General features: G+C 62.4%; 13 protein-coding genes. 4 read left to right on the plus strand and 9 right to left on the minus strand.

Annotated elements, in window-relative coordinates:
* The 7 genes from K0U62_08225 to K0U62_08255 all read right to left on the minus strand — a co-directional run.
* Positions 1-601, minus strand: a 601-nt coding sequence (locus K0U62_08225) for a porphobilinogen synthase (protein ID MCH9801500.1), incomplete at its 3' end; no start/stop codon positions are given.
* A 64-nt stretch (positions 602-665) separates the two neighbouring features.
* Positions 666-2,267: a bifunctional uroporphyrinogen-III C-methyltransferase/uroporphyrinogen-III synthase gene (locus K0U62_08230; protein MCH9801501.1), complete on the minus strand. Its 1,602-nt coding sequence runs from the start codon at positions 2,265-2,267 to the stop codon at positions 666-668.
* A gap of 25 nt (positions 2,268-2,292) precedes the next feature.
* Positions 2,293-3,207, minus strand: a complete 915-nt coding sequence (gene hemC / locus K0U62_08235) for a hydroxymethylbilane synthase (protein MCH9801502.1) — start codon at positions 3,205-3,207, stop codon at positions 2,293-2,295.
* Complete coding sequence (locus K0U62_08240) at positions 3,204-4,526, minus strand: glutamyl-tRNA reductase (GenBank protein MCH9801503.1); 1,323 nt, start codon at positions 4,524-4,526, stop codon at positions 3,204-3,206. The genes hemC and K0U62_08240 overlap by 4 nt, the downstream gene beginning before the upstream one ends.
* Entirely contained in the window at positions 4,523-5,236 is a 714-nt protein-coding gene (locus tag K0U62_08245; GenBank protein MCH9801504.1) for a redox-sensing transcriptional repressor Rex, read from the minus strand. Before K0U62_08245 ends, K0U62_08240 begins: the two co-directional genes overlap by 4 nt.
* A gap of 127 nt (positions 5,237-5,363) precedes the next feature.
* Positions 5,364-6,296, minus strand: coding sequence for an ROK family protein (locus tag K0U62_08250; GenBank protein ID MCH9801505.1), 933 nt, complete (start codon positions 6,294-6,296; stop codon positions 5,364-5,366).
* A complete protein-coding gene (locus K0U62_08255) occupies positions 6,293-7,051 on the minus strand; it encodes a heavy metal-binding domain-containing protein (protein MCH9801506.1) in 759 nt (252 codons plus the stop codon). The genes K0U62_08250 and K0U62_08255 overlap by 4 nt, the downstream gene beginning before the upstream one ends.
* An 80-nt stretch (positions 7,052-7,131) precedes the next feature.
* Here K0U62_08255 and K0U62_08260 point away from each other — a divergent pair, with 80 nt between their 5' ends.
* The 4 genes from K0U62_08260 (at position 7,132) to msrA (ending at position 11,375) form a co-directional block, all read left to right on the plus strand.
* Positions 7,132-8,397 (plus strand): MurT ligase domain-containing protein, encoded by a 1,266-nt coding sequence (locus K0U62_08260; GenBank protein ID MCH9801507.1) that lies wholly within the window; start codon positions 7,132-7,134, stop codon positions 8,395-8,397.
* Positions 8,394-9,113 (plus strand): glutamine amidotransferase, encoded by a 720-nt coding sequence (locus K0U62_08265; protein MCH9801508.1) that lies wholly within the window; start codon positions 8,394-8,396, stop codon positions 9,111-9,113. The genes K0U62_08260 and K0U62_08265 overlap by 4 nt, the downstream gene beginning before the upstream one ends.
* On the plus strand, positions 9,113-10,369 hold the full coding sequence (locus K0U62_08270; protein MCH9801509.1) for an MFS transporter: 1,257 nt from the start codon (positions 9,113-9,115) through the stop codon (positions 10,367-10,369). The genes K0U62_08265 and K0U62_08270 overlap by 1 nt, the downstream gene beginning before the upstream one ends.
* Positions 10,370-10,718: 349 nt before the next feature.
* Complete coding sequence (gene msrA, locus K0U62_08275) at positions 10,719-11,375, plus strand: peptide-methionine (S)-S-oxide reductase MsrA (GenBank protein ID MCH9801510.1); 657 nt, start codon at positions 10,719-10,721, stop codon at positions 11,373-11,375.
* Between the two features lie 88 nt (positions 11,376-11,463).
* Here msrA and K0U62_08280 read toward each other — a convergent pair whose 3' ends face one another.
* A complete protein-coding gene (locus K0U62_08280; GenBank protein MCH9801511.1) occupies positions 11,464-11,610 on the minus strand; it encodes a hypothetical protein in 147 nt (48 codons plus the stop codon).
* Positions 11,611-11,670: 60 nt separating this feature from the next.
* A complete protein-coding gene (locus K0U62_08285; protein ID MCH9801512.1) occupies positions 11,671-13,011 on the minus strand; it encodes a fibronectin type III domain-containing protein in 1,341 nt (446 codons plus the stop codon).
* Positions 13,012-13,258 lie beyond the last annotated feature (247 nt).

Genomic DNA, 13,258 nt, shown 5'->3' on the forward strand with positions numbered 1-13,258 from the left:
CAACCCCCCGCGGGGTGCCGGTCGCGTCGCGGAACGGGCCAAACCAGGCGGAGGCATACTTCGCGGTGTAGGCCAGCACAGCGGTGTCGATAAACCCGGAATCATCCAGCGCCGTGCGCACCCCGGCGACCTGACCGTCCATCATGCCGCTGAACCCCAAGATGTCCGCCCCAGCGCGCGCCTGCGCCACCGCAATCTCGGCGTAGCGGGCCACAGTTGCGTCATTGTCGATAGCCCCATCGGCGGTGAGCAGCCCACAGGCACCGTGATCGGTGAACTCGTCCAGGCACACATCAGCCATTACCGACAGCCGTTCGCCCGCTGCAGCAACTGCCACGGCAATAGCCCGGTTCAGGATTCCCTCGGGGTCGACCGCAGCACTGCCGGTGGCATCCCGCTGTTGCGGCACACCGAACAGCATGACGCCACCGACGCCAGCCGCCGCCGCTTCGTTGATGGCGGCGGGCAGCGAGTCCAGCGTGTGCCGAACCACCCCCGGCATTGAGGCGATCGGGGTTGGTTCGGCAATGCCTTCGGCGACGAACAACGGCTGCACCAGATCGGCTGATACCAGCGATGTCTCGGCGACGAGTCGACGCATGGTGGCGTTGCGGCGTAGTCGCCGCGGCCGCTGCACTAAGGGATCACGGTTCACCCAAATAATCTTAGGTGGCTTTGCGGCGAGATGCGGCGCGTTTGCTGCTGGGACGCCAGGTGTGTGCGCCAGCCTCGATCGCTGCTAGCCGCAGCGACTCGCCATGCTCGGCCAAATTGTGAGCCAGGATGGTCACCTTCGGCTCCTCGCTGAGCACATCGACGGTCAAGCCATGCTCCTCGGCAGTGCTGGCCGTGGCTGGACCGATGCAGGCAATCACCGTGGTCGCATGCGGCTTGCCGGCGATCCCAATCAGGTTGCGAACAGTGGAGGACGAGGTGAACAGCACCGCGTCGAACCCACCGGTCTTGATCGCTTCCCGAATCTCGGCAGGCGGCGGAGCGGCTCGAACCGTGCGGTAGGCGGTGACGTCGTCAACCTGCCAACCCAGTTCCTGCATACCGGCCACCAGGGTCTCAGTGGCAATATCGGCTCGCGGCAGGAAAACCCGATCGATCGGATCAACTACCGAGTCATACTCCGGCCACTCAGCGAGCAGTCCCTTGCTGGACTGCTCCTCCTCGGGAACCAGGTCGGGGGTGACACCGAACGCCTTCAGTGCGGCTGCGGTTTGATCACCGATAGCCGCCACCTTCAACCCGGCAAATGAACGCGCATCCAAGCCGTAATCGGTGAACCGTTCGCAGACAGCACGCACCGCGTTGGTGGAGGTGAACACCACCCACTCGTAGCGGCCGGTGACCAGACCCTGGATCGCACGTTCCATCTGATGTGGGGTGCGGGGTGGCTCCACCGAAATCGTGGGAACCTCAATCGGCACTGCGCCGTAGGAGCGCAGTTGCTGGGATAGCGAACCGGCCTGCTCCTTGGTGCGGGGCACGAGTACCCGCCAACCGAACAGCGGTTTGGTCTCGAACCAGGACATCACCGATCGCTGCTGCACTACATCGCCGACGACCATGATCCCGGCGAGTGACTGCTTGCTGGCCTTGAGCGCCTCCGGCAGCGTGTCCAGGGTGGCGACCAACGTGAACTGATCGATGGTGGTGCCGTCTTTGGTCAGCGCCACTGGCGTCTTGCCGCTACGACCGGCTGCCAGCAGTTCGGCAGCGATGTCAACGGCTCGCTCCGCGCCATTGAGGATCACCAGCGTCTCGCGAGCGCGCACATGGGTCGACCAGTCCAAGTCAGTGTCGTGGGCGTCCACGACCGCGACCTCACGGGACTTGCCACCGGTCAGACCGAACCCAGCGTAGGCGGGGATGCCACTGACCGGACTGACTCCCGGAATGACCTCAAACGGCACCTTGGCCTTGGCCAGCGCCTGAATCTCGATGAACAGCGAGCCATCCAACACGGGGTCACCGCTGATCAACCGGACCACCGACAGCCCTTTTTTGGCTTTGCTGGCTACCAGCTGGGCGCGAGCCCGATGGTCCAGCGGCAGTCCGTCGTCGTCAACGGCGAGGCAAATCCGCTCGGTGTCCACCAGCTCTTCAGCCAACGATGCCGCGTCGGCATCCGCGATTACCGCGTCCGCTTCTCGCAGCAGATCAGCGGCCCGAACGGTAAGCAAATCCTTTTCACCTGGCCCTGCGGCAATCAGGGAAACGTACGACATGCGCACCTTCTCTTTCTTCTTGGCAGTCATCGACGCGCTACCCCCACAATTCTCCTCATGGAACAGACTCCCCTAACAACACGCTTGCGCCCAAATTGAGCGCTTCTTCTGCCGCCCGGCGACCGAGATCGACAGCCGATTCCGGCGGCCCAGACACCTCGGTCCGCACGGTGCGGACCCCATCAGAACTAAAGACCCCGAGCTGTAGTCGGAGTTGGCCAGCCTTGACCACAGCAGCAGCCCCCATCGGTGCTGTGCAGCCAGCCTCCAGCCGGGCCAGGGCAGCCCGCTCAGCGGTCACTGCCGCCCGGGTGGCTGGATCATCTAGGTCGGCAGCCAACTGAGCGAATCGGTCGCTATCGGCGGCCGAACATTCCACCGCCAGCGCGCCCTGACCGGGGGCTGGCAGCATGTCAGCCGGGGACAAGACTTCGGTGATGGCCTCGGTGATACCTAACCGAGCCAGCCCCGCCTGGGCGAGTAGCACCCCGTCGAAATCGCCGTCAGTGACCTTGCGCACGCGGGTATCGACATTTCCGCGGATATCTACGACCTCTAAGTCGGGTCGTAGCGCCAGCAGTTGGGAACGCCGCCGAGGCGAACCGGTACCGATCTGCGAGCCAGGAGGTAGTTCCTTAACCCCTCCCGCGCGCGACACCAACACGTCGTTGGCTTTACCTCGGGTGGGGATAGCCAGCAGGTGCATCTGCGGATGGGCGGCCGTGGGCAGGTCTTTCAGCGAATGCACCGCTAGGTCTGCCTCACCGGCCAACACTGCTTCCCGCACCGCTGCGATGAAGACGCCGACGCCACCGAATTCCGTCAGCGGGGCTTCACTGCGGTCACCGAGGCTGGTGACATGCACCAGTTCCACCTCGGAACCGCTGCGTTGCGCCACGGCGGTAGCGATGTGACCCGCCTGGGCCAACGCCAGCGGTGAGCGACGGGTTGCTATCCGGATGGCGGTCATAGCTCGCCCTCCGACTCCGGATCACGGGGTCGAGTCACTTGCTCAACGCGCTCGCCAGGTAAGTCGAACAGCGAACTCAACGCATCGGCGTAGCGCTGCCCGTTCGGATCGCTGGCCAGTTGCTTGATCCGCACGGTAGGGGTGTGCATCAGCGTGTTGACGGTGCGACGCAGGGCCTGCTCTACCAACTCCCACTGTTCTTCAGACAAACCGGTGAGCCGTTCGCGAATCCGCTGCAACTCCGCCTCGGCCACAGCCGAACCGCGTGCTCGTAGACCCAGCAGCACCGGTTCGACCGCCCGCGCAGCCTGAGCGGTGGCAAAGTCGTCAAGTTCGTCGGACACGATTTGCTGGGCGGCGGTCACATCCTGTTGATCGGCATGCGTCTCGGGTCGATCAGCAAGCGAGGTCAGGTCGATACGCACTACCCCGGGAACTTCAGCGATTGTGGGATCAGTGTCATGCGGCAGCGCCAGATCCAACACCACTAGCGGTCGATCCGGTCGTTGCACCATGGCCGCGGCCACTTGTTCGTGGTCCACGACCGTGCCCACCGCTCCGGTGCAGCACACCAGATAGTCGGTCTGTAGCAATAACTCATCAAGATCAGCCAGGTCGGCATCCGTGGCGCCGTAGTTGTTGGCCAGTTCGCTGGCGCGAGCACGAGTTCGACTAATGACGGTGGTGCCCCCCAGTTGATTGCGCTGCGCGTGGGCTACCGCCAGCGCGCTGAGGGAACCCGCACCGACGACCAGTAGTTGCGCATCGTCACGAGCAGTCCCGCCAAGCGCGATCATTTGTTCCAGTGCTTCCGCGAAGCCCACCGACACCACGTTGGCGCCCGACCGGTCGATTCCGGTCTGGGTCCGAATTCTTTTTCCTACTCGCAGTGCGGCCTGGCCGACTTCGTTCAGTTCCCGGCCAGCAGCGCCCAGTTCTTGGGCCGCCACCAGCGCAGTACGCACCTGCCCGAGGATCTGCGCTTCGCCCACCACCATGGAATCCAGACCGGCGGTTACCTCAAACAGGTGCTGCACGGCGCGTTCTTCGTAGTGAACGTAGGCCAGCGCAGTGACCTCCTCTGATGTCATTCCGGCACCTTTGGCCAACCCGGCCACGACGTCATCCACTGCAGCGTGGAACCGATCCACCTCGCAGTAGATCTCCACTCGGTTGCAGGTGGACACTGCCATCACCTCAGCAACGTGAGGCGACGCCAGCAGTTCGGCAGCAAACCGACGACTATCGATGGCGGCCAGTGCCTCCAGCAGATCATTATCAGCAGTGCGGTGACTAACACCCACAGCAAGCAGTGTCATCGAGCCACCTCATCAGTCGATGGTTCCCGCAGGTCGATCGTGGCTTCTCCATTGCGACGTTGTTGCTCGTGGAAGGCCAAGATCTGCAGTTCCAGACCTAGGTCCACTTCCCGCACCTCTACGTCATTCGGCGCCGCCAACACAGCGGGAGCGAAGTTCAAAATTCCGTTGATGCCGCATGCGACCAGCCGGTCACAGGTCGCCTGCGCTACATCTGCCGGAGTAGCGATCACCGCCATATCTGGCGCGCTTTGGCTGATAATCCGCTCCAAGTCAGCCACGTCAGCCACCGTTGGTCCGGCCTCGCCCAGGGTGCTGCCAATGAGGGCCGGATCGGAATCGACGACGGCAACTACCTCGAAGTCACGGTTAGCAAACCCGGCGTAGGGAGCCAGAGCGCGACCGAGGTTGCCGGCGCCCACAATGAGAACCCGCCAGTTCTGAGTTAGTCCCAGACCACGACTGATTTGATACTGCAGGTATTCGACGTCATAGCCGACTCCGCGAACGCCGTATGAGCCCAGGTAGGACAAATCCTTGCGGACCTTGGCCCCGTTCACTGCGGTAAGTCGTGCCAGTTCAGCAGAAGAAACCGTGACGATGCCGGTTTCCTGCAACCGCAGCAGTGCCCGTTGATAAATTGGCAACCGCGCGACCGTGGCATCGGGGATTCCCGCCAGAATCGGCGCACCCGGACGTTGTTGAACCACACGTTCTCCCAAAGGCGGCAGGGTGCATTCCGGAGGGGGAAGCGAGTGCCGCTGTGACTTGATTAGGTTACGAATCCTGCTCGGTAATCACAAAGTCACGAAATCGAGGGGTCCGAATAGCGGATTTTTACTCGGCTGCGGCCCAGTAGCGCTCCCCCGAAATAAACAGAGCCGCCGCCCCCACGAGGGCGGATTCTTCTTGGGCCAGCAAGATTCGACACTGCGAGACAAACTCCAACCCAGCGTGCTGTTGAAAACCTTCGAACACCGCTGGCAGGAACAGGTCTCCCGCCTGACTGATCCCCCCGCCGATAGCCACGACGTCTAAATCCAACACTGCGGCTACCGACGCAATCGCGGTCCCCACGGCCACCCCGCCGCGCTGAAAAGCCGCAGCCGCCACGACGTCGCCTGCCCGTGCGGATTTGGCCAAGGCCACGCCGGTCTGGTCCGCACTGCGCCACCCCTGCTCGATAGCCCAGGACACCAGCGCCGGCCCGCGAGCGATCGCCTCCAGACAACCGCGGCCACCGCAGACGCACCGTGGCCCGGCTGGATCCACCACAAGGTGACCGATGTGTCCGGCATTGCCGGAGGCTCCGTTCAGCAGCCGTCCGTCGGAGACCACGCCGCCCCCTACCCCCGTCGAGACCACCATGCCCATGACGTTGGCCAGACCACGACCATTACCAATGAGGTGTTCGCCGATCGTCAGACAAATCGCGTCGTTGTGAATCCGCACCGGAAGTTGGAAGCGCCGCTGGAGCTCATCCCGCAGCGGAAAGTCCCGCCAGCCGGGAATGTTCAATGGCGACACGTCACCGCTGGGCCACTTCATCGGACCACCGCAGCCCACTCCGAGGGCGAGCGGAGTGATATCAACTTCGCTCAGCGCGGCCTCAACCGCGAAGCTCACTGCTTCGAACAGCTCCTCAGCGGATCCGCCAGGCGGAGTTGGCACTTGAGCGCTGGCCAGCAGCTCACCGCCAGAACCAATCACGCCACCGGCGATCTTGGTTCCGCCAATATCGAGTGCCAGATACGCCGGTTGCCCGCTCACGCCGGGTCGGCGACCACTGCAGTGCCGTAGGCGATGACTTCGGTGCTGCCGTCAGCGTTGGCCGCTGAGTCGAACCGCATGGCTACGACCGCGTTGCCGCCGGCGGCGCTTGCCGCACTCCGTAACTGCGTGACCGCCTCATCGCGACTGGCCGCCAAGCTGGTGTGATCGGCGGTGGCACCCAATGCGCGCACCGATACTCCAACAACGACACCGAGAATCCGACTGATTCGATGTCCAGCCAACTCCTCAGCAGTCGCCACTACTAACTCACCAGCAGCAGCCGCTGCGGGCTCGACGACACCACCGAAGGTCCCGGTACCTACGCCGAGCGCTTCCTCGGCAGCAGCTGCCAGCCCACCGGCCGCTGCGGCAGCTGCCACATCTGGCTGAACTGCCGGTTCTTCGGCCGCAGTAGCAAAACCTGCTGCTGCAACGTCAAAACCTTCCGCGGCACCAGCAGCAGGCTCAGCTGCGGCAGGTTCCTGCGACTCAGCCAAGCTGAATTCACCCAACATCGAAGGCGCCGAAGCCGGATCCGCAGCCACTGGCTCCGAAACGGCGAATCCCGCCGCCTCTACTTCAGGGGTAGCCGTCACCACTGGCTCCGCTGCAGCTGGAGCAGGGCTTGCGGCCCCACCAGCCGGACGAGTCTCCGTCGTCCACGAAGTGCCGTCCCAGTAACGTTCCTGCGCCGGATCACGCGGGTCGGGATACCAATCCGCCGGGGGTAGACCGTTTGCGTTCTCACTCATAAGTAAAACCATAGTGGGCCGAAGGCTCCAGTGGCAGGCAGATTTCCCGGCCCGTTCAATGTTCCGCGTACAGTTTGGGTGTGACTCGCCCGCAACGCCCACCATTGCGCACCCGCACCGCCCTCGTGGCGGGCCGGGCGGCCGCCGCCCTCTCGCGCGCGACTGGCCGGGGCGAAGGCATGGTCATCGGCGGTCAGGTCATCTTGCGGATGGCCCCCGACGCCATCACCAATCTTGCTAACGACCGGGTCGCGGCGCTGGTTTCTGCCACCAACGGCAAAACCTCCACCACTCGATTGCTGGCCTCATCGCTCGAGCAACTCGGCCCCATCGTTACCCAACCCACCGGCGCCAACATGTCCACCGGCATCGTGGTCACCCTCGCCGATTCCGACCCGCAAGCCACAGCGGTGCTTGAAGTCGATGAGATGTTCCTGCCCCGGATCGTGGATCAAACCGCTCCCGGGCTACTGCTGCTCGGCAATCTCAGCCGCGACCAACTAGATCGGATGAATGAGGTGGCCAAGATTGCCCGGCTGTGGCGAGCCATGCTGGCTCAGCACCCCCAGGTGATGGTGGTCGCCAACGCTGACGATCCGATGGTGGAGTTCGCGGCTGCTGAACATGATCGGGTGCTGTGGGTGGCTGCCGGTCAGGCCTGGACATCCGACTCCGCCGTTTGTGCTCAGTGCGGCTCGCTCCTTCGTCGCGGCGATGGAGACTGGTCCTGTCCCGGTTGTGGCCGGCGACGCCCCACACCATCGTGGTCGCTGCTGGCCGATCCGTGGCGGGCGCTCGGACCAGACGGCACCCAGTTCGATCTCACCAACCTGGGGCTACCGGGCCGATTCAACGCCGCCAACGCCACCATGGTGCTGGCGGCAACGGCAGCGCTCGGTGCAGATCCAGCAGTTGGCCTGCAGCGGCTATCCACTGTTGATTCCGTTTCCGGCCGCTACGGCACCTTTGCCGTCGACTCGTTGCAGATCCGATTGCTGCTGGCCAAAAATCCGGCCGGCTGGTCCGAGTTGCTGGACATCATGCCGCCCGCACCCACTCCAGTGATCATCACGATTAACTCCGACTACGCCGATGGTCGCGATCCATCGTGGTTGTGGGACGTGCCGTTCGAGAAATTACGCGGCCGAACCGTAGTGGCTACCGGATTCCGCCGCCGCGACCTAGCGGTACGGCTGCTGCAAGCCGGCGTCGACCATGTGGTCATCGAAGACCCCTACGCTCCCGATGCACCGCTGCCGCCCGGGATGCGTGACCTCGACCAGGTCGACTGCGCCGCCACGTATACCGCCTTCCATCACCTGCGCACTACTGGAGTTCCCTCGTGACTGCGGACCTGACCATCGCCAGCATCTACGCCGACCTGCTAGGCACCTACGGTGACGCCGGCAACTTGATCACGCTGCTGCATCGCAGTGACCGCCACGGGCTTTCCGCTGAAGTCATCGACGTACAACCCGGCGACGCGGTCCCCGCACAAGCCGATATCTACCTACTCGGTGGCGGCGAGGACACCGCCCAAGTCGCAGCCTGTAACGCATTGCGATCAGACGGTGCAATCAAGGCGGCGGCCGACGCGGGCGCGGTGATCTTCGCCGTGTGTGCCGGTTACCAACTCTTGGGCGAGTACTTCCCCGATGCCAATGGCCAGCCATCCCCCGGTCTGGGGCTGATTGATATTCGCACTGATCGACTGCCGGAACGAGCCGTCGGCGAACTCGCCGCCGAACCGCAGCAAGGCTCGCAGGCACGTCACCGGTCGCGACTCACCGGCTACGAAAACCACGCCGGCGGCACCACTCGTGGTGACTCGGTTGCCCCGTTGGGACGAGTCCTGTCCGGGATCGGCAACGGTGACGGCACCGAAGGCAGCGTCTCCGGACACATCCTCGGAACCTACCTGCATGGCCCCTGCTTGGTCCGCAACCCTGATATCGCCGATCAACTACTGGGCTGGGCACTGGGCCGGGAGTTACCGCAACTGGATGAGCCCGAGGTGACCGCTCTGCGAGAAGAGCGCCTACGCACCGTCCTCGGTCATTGATGGCTAGGTCTGCCAAGAATCTCGTTAGTGAAAGCGCCTGGCTGCGCGGACTACCTCGCGAGGTCAAAGTTCTCGCTGCGATTGCCTTCTGCGTCGCGCTAGGTTTCGGAATCGTAGTGCCGTCAATCCCGATTTATGCGGTGTCGTTTGGTGTCTCGGCTGTGCTTGCGGGCGCGGTGGTCAGTGTCTTCGCGTTGGCCCGGCTGATTTCATCCCCCGTTGCTGGTGCTTTCGTCGATCGCATCGGCGAACGGCGCGTGCTCACCACCGGACTAGTGATCGTTGCCTGCTCCAGCGTGCTGGCGGGACTGGCCCAGAACTACCCGCAGCTATTGATTTTGCGCGGCCTAGGCGGCATTGGCTCCAGTATGTTCACCGTCTCGGCAATGGCGTTGACTCTCAAAGTCGCTCGCCCAGAACAGCGCGGTCGGGCAGCAGGAGCCTTTCACGGTGGCTTCTTGATTGGCGGCGTAGCCGGACCAGCAGTTGGCGGCGCCGTTGTTGCAATTTCGCTGCGGGCACCGTTCTTTGTCTACGCCGTGACTTTGGCCGTGGCCGCACTGATTGCATGGCGACTGCTGCCGCCTGCGCCCGGCAAGGAGGATCCCACCAGCAGCGATCAAGCCCAGTTGGCAGCGGATCATCCACCGCCCACACTCGGGCAGGCGCTGCGAGATCGAGCCTTTCTCGCAGCATTGGCAGGCAACCTCACAAACGGCCTAGTCACCTTCGGGCTCCGCAGCAGTCTGGTGCCGCTCTTCGTCGTACTGGGACTGCGGGAAGATGCCACGTTGTCGAGCATCGGGTTCCTCGTCGCAGCTGGCACCCAGGCAGTGCTGCTGCTTCCCGCGGGTCGACTGGCCGACACCAACGGTCGAAAACGCGCGCTGATACTGGGGACAGCGTTGACACTGCTGGGGATGCTGGCGTTAGTCATCGCGGGCAGCAGCGTAATGTTCCTGACCGCCATGGCTATCAGCGGACTAGCCGGCGCCTTCATGGGATCCGCGCCCGCGGCGATAGCAGGAGACGTCGTCGGGCCGTCCGGGAAAGGGACAGTGATCGCGGTATTCCAGATGACCGCCGACCTGGGCGCCATCATTGGCCCGTTGCTCGCCGGACTGCTGGCGGACCAACTGGGCTTCGCGCCCGCCTTTGCCATCGGCGCTGCCACTGCGGCACTCGCACTTGCCCTAGCCGCGGTAATGCCGGAGACGTTGCACCGGGCCCGGCAGACGCACCCGCGCGACGGGTAAGTCCCGACCGGCAGTTGTCTCAGCCACGCTGCAGCCGCGGTCGACCCAAATCAAGCGATCCGAGCGAAAAAACTCACCGGATTCCGTTTGAAATGTCGTTTCTTGGCAAGAACCAGCTGAAAGCAAACAACGCAGTGCTCACACCGGGCACCAGCAACGAGGAGGCAAGATGGTCAAGTTCGTTATTTCGCAGGGCGGAATGCCCAGCCTGCCAATCGCGACCTACGACAACATCGACCCGTGGTACGCCGGTAAATCTGGCAACAGAAATCCCGGCGACTAGACCGAAGAGTGCCGGTCCGACGCCAATCGGGATGCACGCGAGACGAATCGCGGCCACAATATGGGGATGTCGTTCTTCGGATTTCGCCGGCCCGAGATGGTCGATCAGGAACATGCCTTACCTGGTAGGGACACAGACATCCTCACCGGGTCACCAACCCACACCATCTTGGGAACACCGCTGAAATGCCGCGAATCCTTCCCCGATGACTGGAAGAACATCTACCTCGGCATGGGATGTTTCTGGGGTGCGGAGCGACGACTGTGGCGACTGCCGGGAGTCTTCACCACGGCTGTCGGCTATGAGGGTGGCTACACCCGTAATCCCACGTATGAGGAGGTGTGCACCGGACAAACCGGGCACACCGAAACGGTTCAAGTGGTCTACGATCCTGGCCAACTGCCGCTGTTCGACATTCTCAAAGTGTTCTGGGAAAACCACGACCCGACGCAGGGCTACCAGCAGGGCAACGACGTGGGTACCCAGTACCGCAGCGCGATCTACTGGACCACGCCTGAGCAGCGGGACATCGCCATTCATACCCGCAATGTTTACCAGTCAGTGCTCACTGCCGCTGGACTCAACCCGATTACCACCGACATTGAGCCGGCTGCGGAGTGGCCATTCTTCTATGCTGAGGATTACCACCAACAATATCTGGACAAAAATCCGAACGGCTACGACTGTCACGCCAACACCGGATACGAACTGCCCGCTCTGTAGGACTTATCCCAGTTCGAGTGCATATCAGGGCACCCCAAGAAATCGGCCATCTCCGGGCAGATTGTTCAAGGCAACCAGCCGCATCCGCTTAGATCCAGTCATCGCCCACTCGCCGCAGCAGCGGCGCTACTCGACGGTGCACCCCGCCGCTGGTCGGCATGATGAGCAGATCTCGTTGATGCTGACCAACATCATCACGTTGCGCAACATCGCACCCATCGGGTCCACTCCGCACAGATTCGATTCCACTCTATGGATGTGTCTCACCCGAGGACAACCTGTTCGCCTGAGTCAATCAGAGCGGTAACGTCTTGATGAAAATGTGACCATTTCCATCGTGGCCGCCCTCGACGAGGTTCGTCGCGTAGGAGGAGAAGACGATGCGAGTGCTGTCAGGAGACCACCACGCCGCCGGGTACATGGAGTCCACGCCCTGATCGGCTTGCTCACCTGCAGCATTCGTCGACACCAACTCCACCTCCCCAGTAGCCAACGTCTTCACAAACACCTGGAAGAAGCCGTTGGTGCCGTCGACAAGGTTCGTCGCCCATGAGCCAAATGCAACACGAGAGCCATCCGGAGACCACATGAGACTGGATGAGTAACTATCGGCTTGCTCACCTGCAGCATTCGTCGACAGCAACTCCACCTTCCCAGTAGCCAACGTCTTCACAAACAACTGGTCACTGCCGTTGGTGCCGTCGACAAGGTTCGTCGCCGACGATGTGAATGCAACACGAGAGCCGTCCGGAGACCACACCGGACTGGATGAGTAACCATCGGCTTGCTCACCAGAGGACGAGGCGGATACGAGGGTCACCTTGCCTGGTTGGGGCAGGCTCACCCGGGAGCTTGCGTCAGAAAAATTAGAGAGGCCTACCCCATTGATCGCTGCAATCCGGAATCGATAGTTGGTGAATTCCATCAGATCTCCTACCGCGTAGGTAGTGGCGGGGCTTTCGGTGTCGGCCACGGTAGTCGTCCATCCGGCCCCAAGATTGGCCTGCACTCGGTACCCGGTGATTTCGCTACCACCATCAGCGGTCGGTGCGTTCCATGACACGAGAACCCGATCGTTATCGATGGTTGCGGACACGCCGGTGGGTGCGTCAGCCACAGTCTTGACCGGTATCGGACTGTTAGTGGGGGTCGGACTGTTAGTGGGGGTCGGACTGTTAGTGGGGGTCGGACTAGTTGGCGCTTGCGCGGGTTGGGTGAACGTGACCGTGATCGTCTTGCTGGTCACACTTTTCACACGACGAGGCTTCACCAACTGGGTCCGTAGCTTCACGGTCGGCTTGTTCGGCAGCTTCACCTGCTTGCGATACTTGCCCTTCTTGTTGGTCTTGGCCTTACTAACGGTGACCCACTTTTTGGCCTTTTTACGTTCAATGATGACCCTGGCTTTTGCCACCGGCTTCTTCTTGACCTTCGCCGCGCCCTTGATCATCACCGCATCACCGGTAACGGGATTGACTTTTGGGCCTTTGATAGTCAGTTTGATACTCCCGCGTTTGCCTGCTTCCACCGCAGCAGCACTGCCGCCAGCGTCTGCCGCCAGCGCTGTACCCGTTGGGGCGATAAGTCCCGCCCCTAACGCCAAAACACCAGCAGTTGCAAAAAGAACGCGTCGCATGGAAATATCCCCCGCCTGTTGTCGGTAACAACGGCTGCCCTCTCGCAACCGTCTGCACAATCATCGGCAGCGCGCAGCAAGGAATTGACCCTCGAAACAAAAAAACCGAAAGAATACCGACAGATGGAGAAGAACTTCACGGTTTTCTCTCCCGAAAGATTCGAAAATCGCTACTCGCTCTTGTCGCATGTCCACCCTGTGGTCCCTAGTGACTACCCGCAACTCTCCCGTCATCCCTCATTCCGAA

The sequence above is a fragment of the Actinomycetes bacterium genome (assembly GCA_022599915.1).
Lineage (GTDB): Bacteria > Actinomycetota > Actinomycetes > S36-B12.

What these genes read in the sequence shown, in the direction of transcription:
- hemC (MCH9801502.1), bottom strand. Translation starts at nt 3,207, where the DNA reads ATGACCGCCATCCGGATAGCAACCCGTCGCTCACCGCTGGCGTTGGCC.
- K0U62_08240 (MCH9801503.1), bottom strand. Translation starts at nt 4,526, where the DNA reads ATGACACTGCTTGCTGTGGGTGTTAGTCACCGCACTGCTGATAATGAT.
- K0U62_08285 (MCH9801512.1), bottom strand. Translation starts at nt 13,011, where the DNA reads ATGCGACGCGTTCTTTTTGCAACTGCTGGTGTTTTGGCGTTAGGGGCG.
- msrA (MCH9801510.1), top strand. Translation starts at nt 10,719, where the DNA reads ATGTCGTTCTTCGGATTTCGCCGGCCCGAGATGGTCGATCAGGAACAT.
- K0U62_08230 (MCH9801501.1), bottom strand. Translation starts at nt 2,267, where the DNA reads ATGACTGCCAAGAAGAAAGAGAAGGTGCGCATGTCGTACGTTTCCCTG.
- K0U62_08255 (MCH9801506.1), bottom strand. Translation starts at nt 7,051, where the DNA reads ATGAGTGAGAACGCAAACGGTCTACCCCCGGCGGATTGGTATCCCGAC.
- K0U62_08270 (MCH9801509.1), top strand. Translation starts at nt 9,113, where the DNA reads ATGGCTAGGTCTGCCAAGAATCTCGTTAGTGAAAGCGCCTGGCTGCGC.